15 protein-coding genes and 1 tRNA gene are annotated in these 20894 nt (G+C 59.2%); 4 read left to right on the top strand and 12 right to left on the bottom strand.

Going from position 1 to position 20894, the window contains the following annotated elements; all coding sequences use genetic code 11:
* Positions 1-36 precede the first annotated feature (36 nt).
* On the top strand, positions 37-1233 hold the full coding sequence (locus ACSZOQ_RS01195) for a hypothetical protein (protein ID WP_439924294.1): 1197 nt from the start codon (positions 37-39) through the stop codon (positions 1231-1233).
* A 30-nt stretch (positions 1234-1263) separates the two neighbouring features.
* Here ACSZOQ_RS01195 and ACSZOQ_RS01190 read toward each other — a convergent pair whose 3' ends face one another.
* The 7 genes from ACSZOQ_RS01190 to ACSZOQ_RS01160 all read right to left on the bottom strand — a co-directional run bounded on the left by ACSZOQ_RS01190 (position 1264) and on the right by ACSZOQ_RS01160 (position 12539).
* Positions 1264-2187, bottom strand: a complete 924-nt coding sequence (locus tag ACSZOQ_RS01190; RefSeq protein ID WP_439924293.1) for a glycosyltransferase family 2 protein — start codon at positions 2185-2187, stop codon at positions 1264-1266.
* A 14-nt stretch (positions 2188-2201) separates the two neighbouring features.
* Positions 2202-4403, bottom strand: a complete 2202-nt coding sequence (locus ACSZOQ_RS01185; RefSeq protein ID WP_439924292.1) for a glycoside hydrolase family 99-like domain-containing protein — start codon at positions 4401-4403, stop codon at positions 2202-2204.
* 253 nt (positions 4404-4656) lie between these two features.
* Complete coding sequence (locus ACSZOQ_RS01180; RefSeq protein ID WP_439925905.1) at positions 4657-6696, bottom strand: tetratricopeptide repeat protein; 2040 nt, start codon at positions 6694-6696, stop codon at positions 4657-4659.
* Complete coding sequence (locus tag ACSZOQ_RS01175; protein ID WP_439924291.1) at positions 6696-8045, bottom strand: HlyD family type I secretion periplasmic adaptor subunit; 1350 nt, start codon at positions 8043-8045, stop codon at positions 6696-6698. Before ACSZOQ_RS01175 ends, ACSZOQ_RS01180 begins: the two co-directional genes overlap by 1 nt.
* The gene (locus ACSZOQ_RS01170; RefSeq protein ID WP_439924290.1) at positions 8035-10269 is read right to left on the bottom strand and encodes a peptidase domain-containing ABC transporter; all 2235 of its coding nucleotides are present in this window, start codon (positions 10267-10269) and stop codon (positions 8035-8037) included. The genes ACSZOQ_RS01175 and ACSZOQ_RS01170 overlap by 11 nt, the downstream gene beginning before the upstream one ends.
* Before the next feature lie 191 nt (positions 10270-10460).
* Positions 10461-11018: a class I SAM-dependent methyltransferase gene (locus ACSZOQ_RS01165; protein WP_439924289.1), complete on the bottom strand. Its 558-nt coding sequence runs from the start codon at positions 11016-11018 to the stop codon at positions 10461-10463.
* 375 nt (positions 11019-11393) lie between these two features.
* The gene (locus ACSZOQ_RS01160; protein ID WP_439924288.1) at positions 11394-12539 is read right to left on the bottom strand and encodes a calcium-binding protein; all 1146 of its coding nucleotides are present in this window, start codon (positions 12537-12539) and stop codon (positions 11394-11396) included.
* Between the two features lie 485 nt (positions 12540-13024).
* Between ACSZOQ_RS01160 and ACSZOQ_RS01155 the strand changes: the two genes are divergently transcribed.
* On the top strand, positions 13025-13684 hold the full coding sequence (locus tag ACSZOQ_RS01155) for a nucleotide-binding protein (protein ID WP_439924287.1): 660 nt from the start codon (positions 13025-13027) through the stop codon (positions 13682-13684).
* Positions 13685-13732: 48 nt separating this feature from the next.
* Here the strand turns inward: ACSZOQ_RS01155 and ACSZOQ_RS01150 are convergent, their stop codons facing one another.
* A complete protein-coding gene (locus ACSZOQ_RS01150; protein ID WP_439925903.1) occupies positions 13733-14128 on the bottom strand; it encodes a transposase in 396 nt (131 codons plus the stop codon).
* 1030 nt (positions 14129-15158) lie between these two features.
* Positions 15159-15234: transfer RNA gene (locus tag ACSZOQ_RS01145), tRNA-Ile, on the bottom strand.
* Positions 15235-15730: 496 nt separating this feature from the next.
* On the opposite strand from ACSZOQ_RS01145, the gene flhA reads away from it, so the two are divergent.
* On the top strand, positions 15731-17974 hold the full coding sequence (gene flhA, locus ACSZOQ_RS01140; RefSeq protein ID WP_439924286.1) for a flagellar biosynthesis protein FlhA: 2244 nt from the start codon (positions 15731-15733) through the stop codon (positions 17972-17974).
* Positions 17975-18294: 320 nt separating this feature from the next.
* A complete protein-coding gene (locus ACSZOQ_RS01135) occupies positions 18295-18495 on the top strand; it encodes a hypothetical protein (RefSeq protein ID WP_439924285.1) in 201 nt (66 codons plus the stop codon).
* Positions 18496-18637: 142 nt separating this feature from the next.
* Here ACSZOQ_RS01135 and ACSZOQ_RS01130 read toward each other — a convergent pair whose 3' ends face one another.
* The 3 genes from ACSZOQ_RS01130 to fliI form a co-directional block, all read right to left on the bottom strand.
* Positions 18638-18811, bottom strand: a complete 174-nt coding sequence (locus tag ACSZOQ_RS01130) for a hypothetical protein (RefSeq protein WP_439924284.1) — start codon at positions 18809-18811, stop codon at positions 18638-18640.
* Between the two features lie 186 nt (positions 18812-18997).
* Entirely contained in the window at positions 18998-19420 is a 423-nt protein-coding gene (fliJ, locus tag ACSZOQ_RS01125; RefSeq protein WP_439924283.1) for a flagellar export protein FliJ, read from the bottom strand.
* 106 nt (positions 19421-19526) lie between these two features.
* Positions 19527-20852, bottom strand: coding sequence for a flagellar protein export ATPase FliI (fliI, locus tag ACSZOQ_RS01120; RefSeq protein ID WP_439924282.1), 1326 nt, complete (start codon positions 20850-20852; stop codon positions 19527-19529).
* Positions 20853-20894: the final 42 nt, after the last annotated feature.

Genomic DNA, 20894 nt, shown 5'->3' with positions numbered 1-20894 from the left:
ACCAGATGATCAATTGTTAATGTTATGGTTATGCGAATGACCAAAACGACGACAGAGGATGGAAGACGCCCTCGCACGTTGACCCGAAGAACGATCCTGGCCTCTCTGGCGGCGAGCCTGGTTCCGCCTTCGCTGCAAGTTCTAAGCCTCGAAAGTATTGCCGCGACGAAGCCCCGACCTCTAGTGGGAGCAATCCGCTGGGACGCCTGGTATTCGCCGGGCTCGGCGCCGACCAGAGCGGTCGAAAACTCGCTATCGCCCGAAAAATATCGCTGGAGAACGCCATTTTTCGCCAAGGGCCCCGAGCATAATTCAGGTGCTGTTTCTTTTCCCGCCGTCACGCAGGAGGAAATGGACAAGGAGATAGGTCAAGCCGTCTTTGCCGGACTCGATTACTGGGCCTTCGTCGCCTACGGATCAAACCATCCAATGTCGAAGGCGCTCTATCAGTTCAGAGCCAGTGCGATAACCAACCGTCTCCGATACTGCCTGTTCACCGAGCTGGACAGATGGGGTTCGCGCGCCAAACCGACGGCGCTGCCTCAAGAGCACATCGGTCTCATGGCAGACAAGAATTACCTGAGGGTGCTGGGTGACAGACCGCTGTACTATCTGGGCTTCATCGCTCCAGCAGCCGTGGAACGAAACTGGCAAGGAGTCGCAGGTCTGAGAGAGCAGATCGAGGGGTTTAGAAATAGCGCAGCCAAGGCGGGGCTGGCCAATCCTTACATCGTTCTGGCCGGAGACCAGAACTTCCTGATACGGGAAGCCAAAAATATTGGAGGCGACGCGATCGGATCATACGCGCTTACGGTAGGCAACGGCCGTGGATCTTTTGCCAAGCTTGCCGAAATCGCCGAGCACGGCTGGGACCAACTCAGGAACAGTCATCTGCCTGTTGTGCCGACCGTGATGACAGGATGGGACCGACGCCCTCGCATTGAGCGCCCCGTGCCATGGGAAACAAAGCAACGCCCTGGTGAAGGCATCGGCAACTTCTTCTCCGCGCCGACGAAGAAAGAACTCACCGATCACCTGACGCGCGCGCTCGATTGGATCGCTGCCCGGGCGCCGGGCGAGCAGGCCCCCGCCGTGCTGATCTATGCGTGGAATGAGAATGATGAGGGTGGCTGGCTCCTGCCGACGTGGCCCTGTCAGACCGAACGCCTCGACGCGCTGCATCAGGTTCTGAAGAAGACCCCCGTCCCGAGCCGCAAGCCGGAGCTCTGCTAGCGAAGGCGGCTGGTCGGAAACCGGGCAGAGCTACCGCCAGTCGAGCGGCATGGTCCATTCGTTCCAATCCACGGTCCGATGATCGGGCTGATAGGGAACATACAATTGCTTCACCCAATAGTTGAAATTCGGATGAAGCTTGATGAATTTGTAGAATGCATCTCCGAAGTTTATGGGGCTCAAGCAAGCTCTATTGATCGGTCGTTGGGCTATCGCATTCGCGCAGTACGATGACATGCAGGCCCTGGTCTCGCTTTCGGCCACGTTGCTTAGGCTTCGAAAGCTGTTCGTCGAATGGAGCCTGTACATATAGCGGTCCGATTCCACGTAAGTGGGCTCGACCACGGTTACAGCGCGCAGCGCAAACTCCCAGTCGTGGCAGTACTTCAGGTCGGACAGGAGACCGATCGTCCGCAGTAATTCCCGGCTCAACACGAAATTGCCGGTGGAGGTGGCGATCTGCGAATCCAGAAATGCCCATGATAGTGGAGAACCCGTTATCCGGGCTCGATCGATGGCATATCGAAGGCTTGTCGGAAATTGATGGGTCGTTATCCGCTTACCGCGTTCATCGATCGGTTCAATGGCCGAAAAGCCAAAAAACAGCTTCTCATTGTCATATCGGCTCGCAAATATCTGGATGCGATCCTTTGAAAACGCATCGTCGGAATTCAGGAAGAAGATCATGTCTCCCTTCGCGAGAGACAACGCCCTGTTCCAGGTGCAGTGCGCCCCGAGATTGAGAGGATTCCTCAGAAGCGAGCAAGACACAAACCGCTTGGCAAAGGATTTCTTCTTGACGAGCCGCCGCGCGACTTCAAAGCTTTTATCAGGTGAATGATCGTCGACGACAATGAGCTCGACGTCCGGGAAGGTCTGTCGATAAACAGTCTCCAGGCACTCTTCGATGTACGCTTCATGCTTATAGCAAGCGACGACGACGCTGGCCAACATGCGGATTCCTCAGCTCAACGTCGGACGATGATCGAGTGACTCGACCTGATGAGCGCACGGCTTCCTTCGCCCACCTCCAGAACTGCAATCTGGTACTCTCCGTCGGGTATATCGCGTAGGAAAAACGAGAGCTGGAAGCCGAAATAGCAGTCCCTGCCTTTCGCTTTCATGTACTTCTTGACATCAAATCGCTCGTGCCAGTCCACGATCAGGCAGTAACCGTTCTGATCTTTCTTTTCAGCATCCGCGGAGAGCAGGATCAGGAACGCTATCCTGTGCTTACTCGCTTCAAACGTCCCGCCTGCACAGACCCATCCTCGCACGAGCACAGTCGATCGCGGATCGACCACCACCCGTTCGCTCGTTTGAGAATTGATATTCTCAATGACAAGCAAGGACTCCGGCGGATTCTCGGACGCGCCTCGAGCCTCCACGGGAATCCCGCTTCGCGTATACTGCAAGCCCGAATAGACCATCTCCGATCGATGAAGGGTGGCGAGCAGTTGAACGTGGGTGGCCGCTTCTTTCATCGCTTGCTCGAGCTCCTGCCGGCTTAGGCAGTCCAGCAAATCCGGATTCGAACGGACCTGGGTCGAGATCGGTTCAGACGATGCCACCCGTCTCACCGCCTCCAGAAACGCTCGCCCGTATCGCGAGTCCGGCTCCAGATGAGCACCCTCTGCCCACTCGTTCCAGGAGTTGATGAAAACGATCGGATCCGCAAATTGGCTCCTTCTCGCTCGGCTGGCCGCATCCCGCAGCCATACTTCGAACGCCTCCGGGCTCGACCTGTTGAAGACGTGTCCCCGTGAACCCTTGCGGGGCGTATTGTCCCAGCGCGGCATAACGGCCGGAAAATAGGGGAAATCATATGTCTTGCCCAACGACGACCGCACTGCATCGACATAGTCGTAAACCTTTCCCGTAAAGCTCGGCGGGGCGCCCAGCTCCGAGAGCGGCTGCTCCATCGTCGAGACAGTGTGCGGCGGAAACTCCACTGCTGCATCGCAGTTAAGGTCACGCGGATCAAATTCTCCGAACGTCATGGCGTTGCAGATAAGAAGCTCTCCGATTCCCAATTCTTTTGCTCTTGCGCGCCAAACCTCGAAGAGGCGCTGTCTGTCCGGCAATAGCGAGGGCCGGTAGATCAGAATGATCTTGCGGCCGTCTACCATGATATAGCGTTCGTCGAGCAGAAGCTGCGCCATATCGTCGATAAAGCGGACATCGTCGTCCAGCGAGTGATTCTGTCCGAGCAGAAGCTCCGCATCCGAGCCGTCCCAACGGCGCGACCAGTTCTCATTCGCCCAGCAAATGCAGAACGGCAGATCCGGTTCTCCATCCTCCAGAAGCAGCTCTAACGGTCGTTCGAGAAGTCTGCGGCCCTGGAACCAGTACACGTAGTAGCAGAAGCCGTGAATGCCGTAGCGGCGGGCCAGCTCGGCCTGTTGCCGACGGGTCTCCGTCAATCTCACATCATAAAAGCCGAGGTCTGCCGGAAACCAGGGAGATTGATGCGCCGGAAACTGAGGACGCATGCGCGAAATGTTCGTCCATTCAGTGAAGCCGGGTCCCCACCATCGGTCGTTCTCCGCGAACGCATGAAACTGAGGGAGATAAAAACAAACATGGCGTACCTGCTTCCCGGCCGGATCCGGCGCAGCCGTGACGGTCCTGTTGTTACTCGGAATCAACAGGTCAGTGTAGTCGTCGCCCGAAAATCCCAGCGCGACGACCAATTCATCGGCCGCGATGTTGTCAAAGAGGGGGATCTCAAAAAATTCACCATCGTCCAGGCTAACGCGAAGATAGATTTGTGACTGACCCCGGTCCACCGATGTGTTCCTGAGAGCGCGCGCCAAGCGTCGACGTGCCCCCGGGGTCGCCAGATCGATACGGAATCCGGGGCGACCGATTAGCTTGGCTGAGCCGATTGCGGTGGGCGCCGGACGATTCGTTCTCGTCTCTTCGATCGCATGGGGCCCGACAAAGAGAGAAATAGAAACAGATGCCGTGAGCGAGCGGGCATCGACGATCCAGCCGGAGATTTCCCGGCCAGAATATTCAAGTATTGCGCCGCGCAGGCGTGCGCCCGACTCCGGATCGTCTAGATCCGGATCCAGGAACGAGCTCTGAAGGCTTTCCTCTTGTGGAGCAGGACCGGCAACGGGTTGCATGTCCTTCGCATTCGCTTCGCGCTCCGCAATCTTATTCATCGCACCCCGATCTCCTGCCAGGTCTCGGACCCAGAGCCTCTCGCTTGTGATGAAATCAGAAGCGGGGCTCTATGGCTTTTGATTGACGCGTTTTCTTCACGCAAACCGTTACCGGCTTGGCTTGAAAACGCTTTAGTTGACTCGTGTTCCCGCATCACCCGCGGCCACGGCCTGAAGGCGATCCACTCGCATTCTGCAGGACAAGCCCGGAGTTCCGCACCCAATCTTCAACGATCGAGCCGCCGAGCGATGCTCAACCGTCGACCAGCGCGACACCGACCGCATCCAGACGGCGCGCGGCCCCTACATGGTTTTGCCGCGCTGCCTGCTGATACCAGTGCACCGCTGCATCCTGGTCTTGCACAACGCCACTTCCCGACATCAACGCATCGCCGAGTGCGACCTGCGCCTCCGCCATATCCTGCTTGGCCGCCTTCTCGAACCATTCGACCGCCTTCCCGGGATCGGTCTCGCATCCCTGCCCTTTTCCAAGCATCACTGCGAGGTTGAACTGCGCAACTTTGTGGCCTTGTTGCGCCGCGACTTCGTACCAGTTCGCGCCCTGAGCGATATCCTGGGCTACGCCTGCGCCGGTGCAATACATCACGGCGAGCTGAAACTGCGCGCTCTTATGGCCTGCCTGCGCGGCTCTGGTCATCCAGGACGCCGCAGCCTTTGCATCGCTCATGGCGTTGTCCGGATTGAGATACAGAAGCGCCAAGGTGTACTGGGCCTCGACATGGTCGGCGTCGGCGGCACGGGAGAACCATGAAACGGCGGCTTTGACATCCGCGGTCCCACCAAACTTGCCCATTTCCAACACACCGAGCTGGAATGCAGCCGGCACGTGTCCGGCCTCAGCCGCCTCGCTCAATAGCGACCGCACCTGCTCAAGCCGTTCGGTCGATTCGTCCTGGTGAAGCAGGAAAAGCGCATAGGCCAACTTGGCGTCCGGGTCTCCGCCCACGGCGGCCTTGCTGAGCCATTCTCCCGCCCGCTTGTGATCGCGCGGAACTCCGTTGCCCGCCGAATACAACCTCCCGAGTTGCAATTGCGCGGCGCGGATGCCGCCTTCGGATGCGCGTTCGAACCATTCGATTGCGGCTTTCACATTGCGTTCAACCCCGGAGCCGTTGAGATAGAAGATGGCGATATTGAATGCGGCGGTCGCATGGCCATTCCCGGCCGCGCGCTCGAACCATTTCGCGGCTTGACGAATATTCGGACCGACACCGGTGCCCGTCGCATAGAAACGGCCCATGAAAAACTGCGCCTGCACATCGCCCCGATCGGCGGCCTTCTCGTACCAGACCGATGCCTCCCGCAAATCTGGCTCGGAGCCCGCGCCGTGCGAATAAAAATCCGCGAGCGCCTGGATTGCCGGAAAGTAGTCTTTGCGCGCCGCCTTGCGTAGCGCGGTTTCGGCTCGGTCGATATCCTTCGCGACGCCATGGCCTTTCAAGCGCAACAGGCCGATGTTGTAGAGCGCGATCGGATCGTCATGCTTGGCGGCGCCCTGGAACAGGCGAGCGGCTTCAGCGGGAGCCTCCGGCAAACCCGTTCCTTTCAAGTTCATAAACGCAAGCGCGACCTGCGCCCTTACATGATCCTGTTCGGCCGCCTTGCGGTACCAGACCGCCGCCGCCTCAAAATCAGCCGGAACGCCTTTGCCTTGATAGTAGACGTCGCCAAGCGCGAATTCGGCCGCAGCGCAGTTCTGCTGGGCCGCGACCAGATACCATCCGAGCGCCGTCTGGAGATCCTTCTCGCAGCCGACCCCTTCGCTATACATATTGCCAAGGACTGTCTGAGCTTCTGCTTTGCCTCTTTCCGCTGCGGCCGCGATCCATTGGAAGGCAACGCCGACATCCCGCTCAACGCTCGTTCCATTCGGAAATACGAGCTGGTGAATAGCCGACGCTTTGTCGCCCATTCGAACGGCGGAGGACCGGCGCCATGTTTCGTGACGATATGGCCCGAGCGGCGGCTTGTCCCCATGAAGATAGATCAGGCCGAGCTGGAACTGCGCTTCGACGTTGCCGAGCTGAGCCCCCCATTCATACCAGACGACGGCATCGGGAACGCTTCTGACGACACCCTCGCCTCTCACATAGAGCATCCCTATTCGATAGCCCGCCCTGGTATCGCCCGCCTCTGACGCAAGCTTCCAGGCTTTCATCGCTTCCAGATACTGACCGCGCTCGTATGCGGCCATTCCAAGCTCGAAAGGGCCAGCGCGCGAAATTGCGGAAGCTGGTCGAAACCACTCGAAAAGCGATCGCGTTGAAAGCATCATGGTTCACGCATGACCTCGTGGATGCCCTTCAGCATTCCACCGAGCAGATACATGGCGACCGAGCGGGTTCCGACATTGATGTCTCCCTGAAGGGTCATGCCGGGAATCAGACGGAAATTGCTGGGCACGTCCTTGAAATCGGATGCGTCCACCGAGCATCGCGCCTTATAGTAGGTGTATTCGAGCGGCTTGCCATCATCGTCCGTCGTGAACGCGCCCTCGCTGATCCAACGCACTTTTCCGCTCGCCGCGCCGTGCTCCGCTGCATTGAAGGCATCGACCTTCATAGTGCAGGGATCGCCTGCACGGATGAACCCGATATCGCGCGAAGCGATCCTGATTTCCGCCTCAAGTTTGGTGTCGATCGGCATGAGGGTGATGAAAGGATCCCCCGGCTTGAGTACCGAGCCGACCGAGAGCCTTGCCATCGTCAGCACCACCGACGGCTCTGCAGCAGTCCAGCGCACGAGGTTCTGATGCTTGAGCGCTTTTTCATAAGTCGCCCTCGCTTCGTCGAGCTTGTTGCGCGTCGTCACCAGATCCTGGCTCAATTGCGCGAACCACTGCTGTTTGAACGCGTCACGGTCGGCGGTTATCGATCCCAGCGTATTTTGCGCCTCCATCAGGCCATTGTGCGTATTCTCCATTGTCCGCAGCAATTCCAGTCGGGCGTCCTGGGAGATATACATATTGAGCTGCGATCCGGTACCACGCTCGGCAAGCGTGGTGCGCATCGTCTCGATCTTCTGCAAGATTTCGTCGCGCTGTCGATATCGGGCATCATCGCCGCGAAGTTTTTCGATCGCCGCCTGGGTCTCCTTGATCTTCGAATCGAAGCTGTTGAGCTGTGCGGTATACTGGGCCACGCGCTGACCGTAGAGCGCCTTCTGCAGGGCCGCGTATTTCTGGAAGTCGGGGTCCGACTTGTTGGCAAATTCGAGCGGCTGCTGGTTCAGCTCAGCCTCATCACGCGCCACCTGCGTCTCGAGGCTCGCGATCTGCAACTTCGCCTGCGTCAAGTCCGCGGACGTGAAGGTTGAGTCGAGCGTGGCGAGCAACTGCCCCGGCTGTACCTGCTCGCCCTCGCGCACGTCGATCGTCTTGATGATCGATGGGTCCAGCGCCTGCAAGACATTGACATGACCGACCGGCACGATGCTGCCGTTAAGGCTGGTGATGACGCGGTCGACCCGCGTCAGGCACAGGATCGCGACAATCGAAACCAGGAATGCGGAAAGCACGAACAGGGTGGCGCGCGCGACCAGGGGCTCGGCGGCCTCCCGGATTGCATCGGTCTCCGACTGAAATTGGCGAACGGTCGCGAGTGAAGCCTGGCTATGGGACAAGGGTCGGGCTCCGAAGTTTCGGCTTGTCGCCGCGGACCGCCGGCGCGAGATGCGTGTTCTGCTGGTACCAAAGCGAACTGTAGATGTCGTTCCGATCCAACAACTCCGCATGCCGCCCGATATCGTCGACCACCCCGCGGTCGAGCACGAGAATGGCATCCGCCGTCATTAGCGACGACAGCCGGTGCGAGATAATGATCAGCGTCCGGCCGTTCGCTATCCGCGTAATGTTGCGGTTGACAATGGCCTCGCTGTCAGCGTCGAGCGCGCTCGTCGCCTCATCAAGGATGAGGATCGGCGGATCGACGATCAGCGCTCGTGCAATCGCGAGCCGTTGCCGCTGTCCTCCGGAGAGGTTGGGCGATCCTTCATAGACGCGGGTTTCGTAGCCACGTGGCAGCTTATCGATAAATTCCTCCGCACCCGCCATTCGAGCCGCCTTGACGACGTCGTCAAAGGTGGCGTCCGGCACGGCTGCGCAGATATTCTCGCGAATGGTCCCGCTAAAGAGAAAGTTTTCCTGGAGAACGATGCCGACATTTCTGCGCAGGTGATCGACATCGTATTCGCGGACGTCGATCCCGTCGATCTTGATCAGGCCGTCATAATCGGAATGCAATCGCTGCAAGAGTCGCGTGATCGTGGTCTTTCCTGAACCGCTCTTGCCCATTACGCCGAGCGTCGTTCCCCTGCTTACTTCAAACGAAACGCCGTTCAGCGTTGGTGTAACGGCGCCTTTATACCTGAAGGTGACGTTGGAAAATTCCACTTTGCCGTCGATCGCCGAGCGAACGCCGTGCCCGGATCGTCCTTCTTCGGCGGGCTGGTTCACGAGGTTGCGAACCGTGGCGACCGCACTGCGCGCTTCATCGTATTGATTGATCAACTGGGCCATCTGCATCAGTGGAGCCGATACCCGCTGCGACAGCATCAGGAAGGCAAACAACGCCCCCATGAAGACAGGGTCGTTGTTCTGGAGCGCAAGAAAAACGCCGAGGGCATAGGAACCGCTGACCGCCAGCCGCTCCATCGGACGCACCACCGCCTGGATCGCGTTTCCGGTCATCCCTTCCGCGAATCTCGCCTTGGCGACACGCGCAACCAGCACGTCCCAGAAATGGCGCTGCCGCGCATCGAGAGCCAGCGATTTCACCGTTCGAATGCCGTTGAGCGTTTGAACCAGAAACGCACCCTGATCGCCCTCCGCGACCAGAACGGCGTTTGACGCCTTGCGGTAAGCCGGCAGCATCAGGACAAGCCAGCCGACGATCATCCCCGCCAGCGCCAGGACCACCAAAGTCATGGTCGGGCTGAAAAAAAACATAACCGGCAGGAAGAAAATCAGCGTCGTGGAATCCAGTACCGTACCGAACAACTGACCCATCAGGAACGAGCGAATGCGGAACACTTCCCGGATGTCGCGCGCGACGAGACCGACGGCGGTCTGCTCGAAATAGTCGATGGGAAGATTGAGCACCTTTTCGAAAACGTAGGTCGACAGCTTGACGTCGAGCCTGGTCGTCAGGCGATGAACAAGGATTTGCCTGAGGAACGCGAACGTCGCCTCGAAGGCGATGATGACCAGCATCGCAAGACAGAGCACGTAGAAGGTATTGTACGCGTGATAGAAGATCACCTTGTCCGATAGCAGGCGCCAGAACATGATAGGCGCGAGGCCAAGGAATCCGAGAACAAGCGCAGCGATCGCGACATCGCGGATAATCCGACGCTCGCGGAACATCAATGCAACCACGAAACCGAGACTGAACGGCTGCGATTCATCCGAGATGTCGTAATTGCGCTTGGCGAGAATGACATCTCCGGACCAGATGTCTTCGAAGCGCGGCCGATCGATCACGAGCAGCGCGTCTTCGGCCGCGTTCGGATCCCGCAGCGCGACGCGGGTATTGTTGGCGTCGCCATCGACGCGCAGCAACACCATGTAGCTTCCGTTGCGCAGGCCGACGATGGTCGGAAGCGCCTTTTTCAGATGAGAAAGTCCGTCCCAATCAAGTTTAACGTGCTTCGAACGCATCCCGGCCTTCTCGGCGCATCGGACGAGCCGGCTGGGAACCACTTCTTCGTCGGCAAGAAGGTTATCCTTGATGAGCTGCGTCGAGGTGAGATCCAGCCCGTATTGTCGTGCGACGATGACCAGACATTCCAGCCCTGACGGAAGCATCGGATCGATATCGGCATTCTCGGCGACGGCTTGCACAATCATGAAAACTCGGTCTGTCTGTTATGGGCCAAGGGAGCCTATCATTCCCGATTGAATGATAACACGCCATTACCAATAACATTAGACATCACAAAAGTGACGGAAACACGAACATTTAGCGATAGCCGATAGCCGCGCGGAGCTCGCGGACTGCCCCCTCCCGGAGCCCGCGTCGTATCGCAGCCAGGCTGGAACTAGGCTGGCACTTCCTGAAAGTTAAAGCCGCTTTCTAACAAAGTCTTCTTGATGGCCATGTCGTTGGCCTCGGGCATCAGCGCCAGCGCACAGACCTCGAAGTTTTCCATCGCCACCGAGACGGTGGGAAAGCCCGCCATCAACAACAGGTTGCCTAGCCGCTCGGCGGTAAATCCGGTGTGATGAGCCATATGCACGTGTCCTTCCTCGATCGCGCGGGAATGACCGTAGAGCATGTCGAGCGGCCTGATCGGACCCGCCGGGGAATTATAGGCAATGGCTGCAATGCCGTGCTCGACAATAAAATGAGCTACGGCTTCGAGGTCCGGAGTCATGAGCAACGCGAATCCATCCCGCTTCAGAATCCGATGGAACTGGCGCAACGTGGGAAAAACATCGTGAGCATAGAGATGCTCAAGCACATGCGATGACCATATCACGTCAAACGATTGCGGCTGGAAGGACTTCTCGAGTTCGAGGATCGAGCCGACGACATCGGGCTGGACACCGGGATCGATGTCAAAGCGCACCTCTTTCAGATCTTGCTCGTGGACCATTCGAGCAATCCGTCGCGCGGATCCGGGTCCGGAGCCCGCATTAAGCAAGTGCTTGATACCGGGGGGCAAGATCGGCTCCTAACATCCCGATCGGAGCTATCGGAAGCAAGTTGAACATAGGGCTCCGGAAGCCGAATACCATCACGCTATCGATGTGGCCTCACAAAGGCATAAAGCCTCTCAAGCCATCTTCATATCACTAAACTTCGAGCGCTGCATGCTTCGAAGCTTTGAAACGTCATTGTCGGGCATAGCCGGCAGTCCGCGCATGACGACATTGATTCAAGTTTAAAATCACAATAATTTAAAGCTTCAAAAGCAAAAGCCCCGCCGATGGCGGGGCCTTCACAAAATGGTGCTTCTCCAGCGGCCGAATTATGAGAGCTTCGGCAGGTTGACGACCTGATCGCTGAAGTGAAGATCCTCAACTCCACTGACCGCAATCGTCTGTTCATCGCTGAAGTGGAGCGTGTAAGTGTTTGTGCTCGAGTCGACGTCAATCTTGGTAACATCGAAGAACGACCGACCGACGAAGTCGGCGGAGTCTTTACCATCGCCGCCGAAGATAGTGTCATTGCCGCTATGCGACGCGATGCGGAAGGTGTCATTGCCAGCGCCGCCTTCCAGCGTGGAATTGACACCTGGCGCGCCGCCAGAGAGCAAGAACAGGTCATTACCGGCGCCGCCCTGCATGACATCGCCCTGCACGCCAACCAGCGTGTCGTTTCCGGCGCCGCCTATAAGCGTGCTGTGCCCTTCCACATCGCCGCCAGGCCCCTGACCACCGCCATGGTCACCACCATGACCATGACCGCCGCCATGGCCATCCCCATGACCTTGACCACCGCCATGTTCCCCGTGACCCTGGCCACCACCGTGGCCGTTTCCATGCCCCTGACCGTGACCATGGTCATCATCATGACCCTGACCGCCGCCCTGACCCTTCGCTAAGACTTGGTCGTCCGCACTTGCAACGCGCGCGTTGCCGCCCCCGCCAGACGCCAGCGCACCCGACACCAGATAGTCGTTGCCGGAGCCGCCATCCAACGTGTCGTTGCCTGTGCCGCCAAAGATGCTGTCATTACCGGCGCCACCGAACAGCGAGCTGTCCCCGTGACCTCCGCGGATCACGTCGTTACCGCTGCCGCCGTAGACGGTGTCATTACCGCTGTCGTGCAGGTTGATGGTGTCCGAGCCCTTTCCTGCGGCAACAAATATGTCATTTTCGCCACCGGTGACGTCGAGCTTGGCGCTATGGTCATCGAGGATGATCGCCTTGAGGTTCGGATTTGTCTCGACGTTCGTCGAGTTCGACACATCCAGAATCTGTATGACTGGCGGAACCGGCCCGCCGTGAAACGGCCCGGACTCAAGCCATCCCCTCGTGCCATCTTCGGTATCGTGAAAGACACCACTTTGTTCAAGCGAGTCGATCAGCGCTGATCGTACGCCCGCTTCGATATTCCCGTTATGCTGGACAAAATGATCCAGCTCGGTCTTCGTCAAGTAGGAAACGGCCATGGTGCCCTCTGACTGGATTCCCGCGATCTATTGGCAAGCAGATACCCAGGTCGACCGCCAATCGACGCTAAATATGCTGCGGCTCGAATGTGCTATGCTTGAACCAGAACGACGTGGTCATGCAGGCACGAATGCATCTATCAAACTATTTGTTATGATGCACTGCGCCATTTGTTATTCGTATGTTAATGGTGGGCGACAGCTTAAGTCAAGGGTCAAATTCACGCGCTGTTAACGCACATTTGACGGATATTATCGCTTGCATGTTGGCCATGGAGCATAGACAGCCTCCAGAGCACACTTTTCGAGCATTTTTTGAACGAATTTGCTCCGCCCCATTCAAAAATCGCCGAAGGGGCATGCCCCGGATCAGATATTGCCGACATTCGGCCGGTTGCCGGATTGTGAATACAGGTTAAGGACTGGTAACGTTGGCGGGCGCGTTTACCTCAAAAAATGTGAGAATCTGTTATCGTGGCGCCCACATGAACTCTCCCGGACCGATGCGGAGGATTATCACGGTCACCCAGCGCAAAGGCGGTGTCGGCAAAACCACGATCGCGATCTGTGCCGCTGCCGCACTCGCCCGCCGCGGACATGACGTCGCATTGGTCGACAGCGATCCCCAACGCTCCGCTTCAAAGTGGGCGGAGCCGGGCAATCTCGAATTCCCCGTCTATGAAATGGCTTTGGAGCAAATGTCGGTATCGGCCTGGGCCCAGGACGTGCGTAGCATTCAAGCCGGCGTTGTTGTCATCGATACCGCTCCCAATGCGCGTGAAATGGGAGCCTCAATTGCCCTGGCCAACCTGATCCTGGTGCCCTGCACCCCGTCCGGCCTCGATCTCGACGCGACGCTGCAAACTCTTGCGATCATCGACGCCGCTCGGCAACATCGGCGGGACCAAATCAAGGTGATTCTGGTGCCCAACAAACTCGACCGCCGCACGCTCGAGGGACGGCAGTTGATCGATGAATTGAGTGGATTCGGCGAGATCGTTGCGCCGCCAATCGCCAGCCGTGCAGCCTTCGTCCGCTGCTTCACCAATGGTCAATCAGTTGCCAGCTTCATGCCGGGGGATGCTGCCGATCAGGAAATCCAGCAACTCGCGGATGCGATAGAATGGGCTGAGCGACAGGAATAGCGCGATGCCCGCGGCCGATCGAGATCACGTCTCGACCTTGACCAGCAACTACCTCGAATCAGCGGGACCAAGCAAAGCCTGGACCACGCCTTGCGTGCCTGACTGACGAGACGAGGCGGTAACCGCGGCTTCCTCCAGCCTCATTTTCTCAAGCAGGAGATCTGTCACTATTTTCCGAAGCCGCTGGTTCTCAAGCTTAAGTTCCTCCAGTACATAGCGCATCTCGTCCATCGCCGGCGAGCTGGTGAAGGCCTTGCGGCCATCTGCGCGATTCTGGGGAATATCTGCTTCAGGCTTGGGCAGGGGCAGTTTCCGCCACCGGTGAAGCGTCATGACGCTCACGCCAAGCGCCTTGCAAACGTCCACCTGAGAATTGCCTGCGCGAGCAAGTTCGTCTGCCCGGGCCAGCTTCAAAAGAATTTCCTCGTGCGAATGCTTCTTCATCTTTCCGCCCAAATGCGCTCGGGTCATCGTCCACCGACGATCGCCTCAAGCCGACACCAGAACCAATCTAAATACTTACCGTTCTAAATACTTACCGTTAGAAATAACGCTACATTAGAAATACTCGACAATGCCGCGCGCCTTGTCGAGTGTCGATCATCATGCTCTATCAGCGCAAGTTAGCCATTGGTGTTAGCTGCACTGCAGCAAAAAACTTGCGGGCGGCTACCAAACAACAATCGTCGCGGTCCGAGTTTCACCTTGTCAGCAGATGCTAGGCTATTGATCTGGTTGCTATTCTACGGGGAAACACCCTGAGAACGTCACTATCTAACTAACAGTATATCATTTTTTCTGAGTATTGGGGCGATACCTGAGTCCGATCGGATTCCTCCGGATCGGAGAGAGTGCCCCAGCTTTTCACGCTCCCAAGGACCTCCGCAATAAACCCATCCGGCCGCATTCTGCTCAGTCGCGGCAGAATCGCCGGTCGAACTCGGAGCGATACGTTATTGTAACGGTTGCTTGCGCGGACCAGCGGTTGGAAAGGTGACGCCAGGGCTGAAAAGGGCTGATTCCGTTATTCAGTCGGTCTCGCCACCGTTCATCGTCATACATTGCGCGAAACCGACCAATGCCGGATTATCATTTGAGGAAAGCCGACGTGAGCGTGATGCTAAAGCCTCAAGTTCGGTCGCTGACGTCGCGACAGCCCGAACGATCTCGCCGATCGCTGCCTGGTGCGGATCGGGATATAGCCGGAGAGCTGCGCGCTCATGTGAATCTGCGAGGCGGTCGCCAGTCCCGGTAGAAATCGCTGTACTCCGGCAGCATTCCGGTTGGCGTACGTTATGCGCGCTTTTGCCCATCAATTCCCTCGGGCGTGTGGCAAGCACCGAATGGCTGCGCATGTCGTTGAAACCCTGCACCATCCGTGACGAAGGCCGGGACGCGAACTAAACCGAGCGGTACTTGGGGCGGTAGCTCCATTGCCCATACCTGATCCGCGGCAAGTTATTATTGAAAGAATTGGTGGGCCCGGAGGGACTTGAACCCCCAACCAGACCGTTATGAGCGGCCGGCTCTAACCATTGAGCTACAGGCCCCGGCCGGAGGTCGCGTCCGCAACCGCCGTCGGCGCAGGCATCCCTTACAATGTCGGGTGTCGCGCGGCAATCGGCGTTCAGCGCGGTGCGGAGATGCGCGCCGAATCCTCAGCGCGCATCTCCTCCTCCCCGCGACCGCCGCACTAAAAGATCGCTACCCCGCCAGGATCCGGTCTTCCGCACTGACCGTCAATGCCGCAACCGCCACTAACGATGGAAGCGCACTTCTGCCCACGAATGATTTCGTCACCCCAAACCTCACCGCATCGATATATACAATTAAATATATCGAGATTCGACTCATGTTGGAACCCAGCATCAGCGGCATATTGACACGTATATATCGACTTCCAAGTGATGACTCGTGAGGCTCCACATTTATTGGGCCGCTATGGCCGCACGTTAACCATTTGCTAACCATACACCGGGCAAATTTTGCCCAGTGAAATCCGGGTGAAGTCGAGTGTCGTCGGCCGCGTAGAACGGGGGGAATCCCGTGGACGCCAGTGCGGTGCCTCACTTTCGGAACGGCGGCCCCTCGGCCGCCGCGCAGACGCTTGGCACGCGCGAACGGCATGCGCGGGGGGAAACGGCGAGGATGGCTGGCACCACTGCGGGTCAGGGCGCGGACGCGCCAGGCTCGGGTTTTCCGAGCTTCAGCGAGATCGGAACCATGCTGCGGCGGGGCGATCTCGCGCTCGCCTTCGGCGTCCTGACCATCCTTGTCGTCCTGATCCTGCCGCTGCCGTCGGTCGTCCTTGACCTCTTTCTGGCTATCTCCATCACGCTGTCGCTCCTGATCCTGATGACGTCGCTGTTCATCCAGGCGCCGCTGGAATTCTCCTCCTTCCCGACCGTGCTGCTGATCGCGACCATGCTGCGGCTGTCGCTCAACCTCGCCTCGACACGGCTGATCCTGTCGCACGGGCATGAAGGCTCGGCCGCCGCCGGCCATGTCATCGAAGCCTTCGGCAACTTCGTAATGGGCGGCAACTTCGTGATCGGCATCATCGTGTTCGCGATCCTGGTGATCGTGAACTTCGTGGTCATCACCAAGGGTTCGGGCCGCATCGCCGAGGTCGCGGCGCGCTTCCAGCTCGACTCCATGCCCGGCAAGCAGATGGCGATCGACGCCGACCTGTCCGCCGGCCTGATCGACGAAAAGACCGCCAAGGAACGCCGCAAGGCGCTGGAGGACGAAAGCGGTTTCTTCGGCGCCATGGACGGCGCCTCGAAGTTCGTGCGCGGAGATGCGGTCGCCGGCCTGCTCGTCGTTTTCATCAACATCATCGGCGGTATGATCATCGGCATCGCGCAGCAGGGCTTGAGCTTCGCCGATGCGGCGCGCAGCTACACCCTGCTGACCGTCGGCGACGGCCTCGTCACGCAAATTCCGGCGCTGATCGTCTCCACCGCCGCGGGCCTTCTGGTCTCCAAGGCCGCCGTTACCGGCGCCGCCGACAAGGCGCTCATGAAGCAGCTGTCCGGCTATCCGCAGGCGCTCGGCATGTCGGCTGGCGTGATGCTGGTGCTGGGGCTGCTGCCAGGCATTCCGATGCTGCCGTTCCTCGCGCTGGGCGGTGGCGCTGCGGCGCTGGCCTGGACGTCGCGAAAACGCCATCGCGTTGAAGCCGCGGAAGCGCAGGCTGCCGCGTCGCCCGCAGCAGCAGCCGCAGCGGCGGCAGCAGCCAATGCGGCAGCGGAAGAGCCGATTTCAGCCGCGCTGAAGATCGACGATCTCAAGATCGAACTGGGCTATGCGCTGTTGCCGCTGGTCAACGGCCCGGACGGCCAGGATCGCCTCACCGAGCAGATCAAGGCGCTGCGCCGCTCGCTCGCGATCGAGATGGGATTCGTGATGCCGGCGGTGCGCATCCTCGACAACGTCCAGCTCGAGGCCAACACCTACATCATCAAGATCAAGGAGGTCGACGCCGGCTCAGGCCGGATCTGGCCGAACCAGTACATGGTGATGGACCCCGCCGGCGATCAGGTCGACGTCCCCGGTATTCACACCACCGAACCGACCTTCGGTCTGCCGGCAACGTGGGTCGATGCATCGCTGAAGGAAGAAGCCTCGCTGAAGGGCTATACCGTGGTCGATTCCGCGACCGTGGTTTCGACCCACCTCACCGAACTGCTCAAGACCAACATGTCGGACCTCCTCTCCTATGGCGAGGTGCAAAAGCTTCTGAAGGATCTGCCGAAGGAACAGGGCGAACTGGTCAAGGACATCGTTCCGAGCCAGATCACGATCTCCGGCATCCAGCGTGTGCTGCAACTCCTGCTCGCGGAGCGCATCTCGGTCCGCGATCTCTCCACCATCCTCGAAGGCATCGCCGATGCGCTGGCCTTCTCGCGCAATCCGGCGACGCTGGTCGAACACGTGCGCGCCCGCCTCGCGCGCCAGATCTGCGCCCAGAACACCTCAGCCAACGGCTACCTGCCGCTGGTCGCGCTGTCGGCGAAATGGGAGCAGGCCTTTGCCGAATCCATCATCGGTCAGGGCGAAGAACGCAGCCTCGCGATGCAGCCCTCGAAGCTGTCCGAATTCATGACCGCGGTGCGTGATCGCTTCGAACAGGCCGCCCGCGAAGGCGAAGCGCCGGTGCTGGTAACCTCGGCCGCAATCCGGCCGTTCGTCCGCTCGCTGGTCGAACGGTTCCGCGCCCAGACCCCTGTGTTGTCGCAGGCCGAAATCCATCCGCGCGCCCGGCTTAAAACCGTCGGAAGCATCTGATTCGTCACGCCGAATCGATCGGTCGCTGATGCGACAATTTGGCATCAGACAAGTGATTTAAGTCTGGCGACATTCGATCGAACGAAAGCGCGATCGAACGGGCGTTTAACGTTAACATGCTGATATAATTGTAAAATAATAAATTCACCGCCATGCTTCGGGTGGATACGATCGCGTTGGTTCACACCTTTTCACGGCTTTGTGATGGCCTCTTCGGAACGTCCGAGCCAATTCCTACGTTTCCAGAGCGCGAGACCATGAACCTACGCGGGGACGGCGGAGACAAACCTTCAAAGGAAGTTAACGGCAGGGAGGCTTCCATGAACCACTCGATTTACAGCGCGGATCGGACGACCCACCTGAAAATCGTGGTTGTTGCTCTTATTGCAGGTATTGCGGTAGCGGGCTTCGCGATTTCGGCACGCATGAATGCCGACGACGGCTATACGCAGACCGCGCGCGTCATCAAGGCCGGCAAGCCAATGGCGGTCACGAGTTCGGACGCGATGGTCGTTCGCTAAAGGAATTTGAGGAATTCACGAGGCCTCTTTATTTTGCCCCCCGAAGTCGCCGCGTGAGTACGTAGAGGACCCCACTAACCCCAAGTGGTCTACGATGGAAAACGCCCGCCCCCCACGGGCGTTTTCTTTTGCCTAACGAAACTCAGCGCGGCGGCGTTGCCCGCGCCGGCACAGTCTCGATCAGCTTGCCTGTATAGGCTGGCGCAGATGCGGGCTTGCCGTTGGTCGAACCACCCTGCTGTTCGAGCGTGACCCTGCGTACCGTGAAATCACTGGTCGCGCGCGGACCGTGAAATGAACGCGGACGCGCCGCCATCCCTCTGCAACACCGGCTCGGAGGCAAAACTGGATTCGGCGTCGCGGTCCGCACTCGGCTACGGCCACGGATTGCGTTCATTTGCCGCAGCGAACCGGCGCGCCGATCGCCCTTGTGGATATCTCTAAAAAGCAAAACCCGGGCGAAGTGCCCGGGTTCGATAGACGTGAATTGTCGATGCCGCGTTCAGGCGATGGCGGCGCCCATGCGCGCCCGCATCAGGCCGATGCTGTCGAGATCGGCCTGCTCGCGGGCGCTCTCTTCGGCACGCTCGCGAGCCTGGTCGCGCTCGTCGAGCAATTCGACCTTCTTCAGCTCCTCGAAAGCCTCCGCGAGGTTTAACTTGGCGTCTTCGAGCTGGACGCGCAGCTCGTCCGCCGAGCGGGTCAGGTTTTCGCGGCGCTGGATCGCCGCCTTGGCGTAGGTCGGATAGGCGAAATGCGCGGGATCGTTGATCCCGGCACGCTCCTGCTCGATTTCGATTTCACGCTCCAGATCAACCGACATGCGCTGGAAGTCAGCGATCATACCCTCGATCTGAGCAACCCTCCGTCGCTTCTCCTCAACCTGGAATTTTTTCAGGCGGATCAGCGTTTCACGCGACTTCATCGACTCATACTCCCCAGAAGTCCCAATCTGAGCGGGACAACACCGGGATCCGCTGCGGACCAACCCGGCATTACTCTCATGAGAGACGAATGATGGCCCGACAACGTTAGCTTTCCGTTTCCAAGGTCTTAAGGATTTGCTGCAATCGCCGATAGCCGTCCTCGATGCTGGTCACCTCGTCCTTGGCCTGGCGCAAAAAGTCTTCCAGGGTCGGATTGAGCCGGATCGCCTCGTCGACCTCGGCGTTGGAACCGGTCCGGTAGGCGCCAAGGCGGATCAGTTCCTCCATATCGGAATAGGTGGCCATCACCTGCCGCCCGCGGGTGATGACCGGCAGAAAGGCGGGATCAGCAGATTTCGGCATGGTGCGCGACACCGACTTGAGAACGTTGATTGCGGGATAGCGGCCGCGTTCGGCGATGGCGCGCTCCATCACGATGTGGCCGTCGAGAATGCCACGCACCGCGTCGGCCACCGGCTCGTTATGATCGTCACCGTCCACCAGCACGGTGAAAATGCCGGTGATGGTTCCCTCGTCGGCGCCGGGACCGGCGCGCTCCAGAAGCTTCGGCAGTTCGGTGAACACCGTCGGCGTGTAACCCTTCGTGGTCGGCGGCTCGCCGGCCGACAATCCGATTTCGCGCTGCGCCATCGCAAACCGCGTCACCGAATCCATCATGCACATGACGTCCTTGCCCTCGTCGCGGAAATATTCCGCGATGGCGAGCGTCAGATAAGCAGCCTGCCGCCGCATCAACGCGGGCTCGTCGGAGGTCGCAACCACAACGACCGATCGTGCAAGCCCGTCCTCGCCGAGATCGTCCTGCAGAAATTCCTGCACCTCGCGGCCGCGTTCGCCGACCAGCCCGATCACCGAAACGTCGGCGTCGGCGTTGCGCGCCAGCATCGACAGCAGCACGGACTTGCCGACGCCGGAGCCGGCGAAGATGCCGAGCCGCTGGCCACGGCAGCAGGTCAGGAACGTGTTCAGAGCGCGCACACCGAGATCGAGCGGTTTGCCGACCCGCTTGCGCGAATGCGCCGGCGGCGGCGAATTGCGAAACGGCATCGGCACCGCACCCTGCGCCAGCGGCCCCTTACCGTCGATCGGTTCGCCCATGGCGTTGAGAACGCGGCCAAGCCAGGAGGCCGCCGGTCGCACCTGACCCAAAGCATTGGCGATCACGGCCCGGCAGCCGCGACGCACCCCGTCAAGGCCGGCGAACGGCATGACCACGGCATTGTCGCCGTTGAAGCCGACCACCTCCGCCGGGATGACACGGTCCCCGCCGGTTTCGATCACAATGCGGGCCCCGACCGACATCGCATGAATGGGGCCGGCGATCTCGACCATCAGTCCACGCACGCCAACCACGCGGCCATAAATATTGACGGGTTCGATGTCGCCGATCTGTTCAGCCAGGCCTTTCATCGTGAAAACCTTAAGTTTCCGCGCATTAGCAGGCCCCCTTTA

Source organism: Nitrobacter sp. JJSN (assembly GCF_051912485.1).
In the GTDB taxonomy this organism is placed as follows: Bacteria; Pseudomonadota; Alphaproteobacteria; order Rhizobiales; family Xanthobacteraceae; genus Nitrobacter.
The sequence above is the reverse complement of the archived record's forward strand: the minus strand, read 5'-3'. Positions and strand labels throughout refer to the sequence as shown.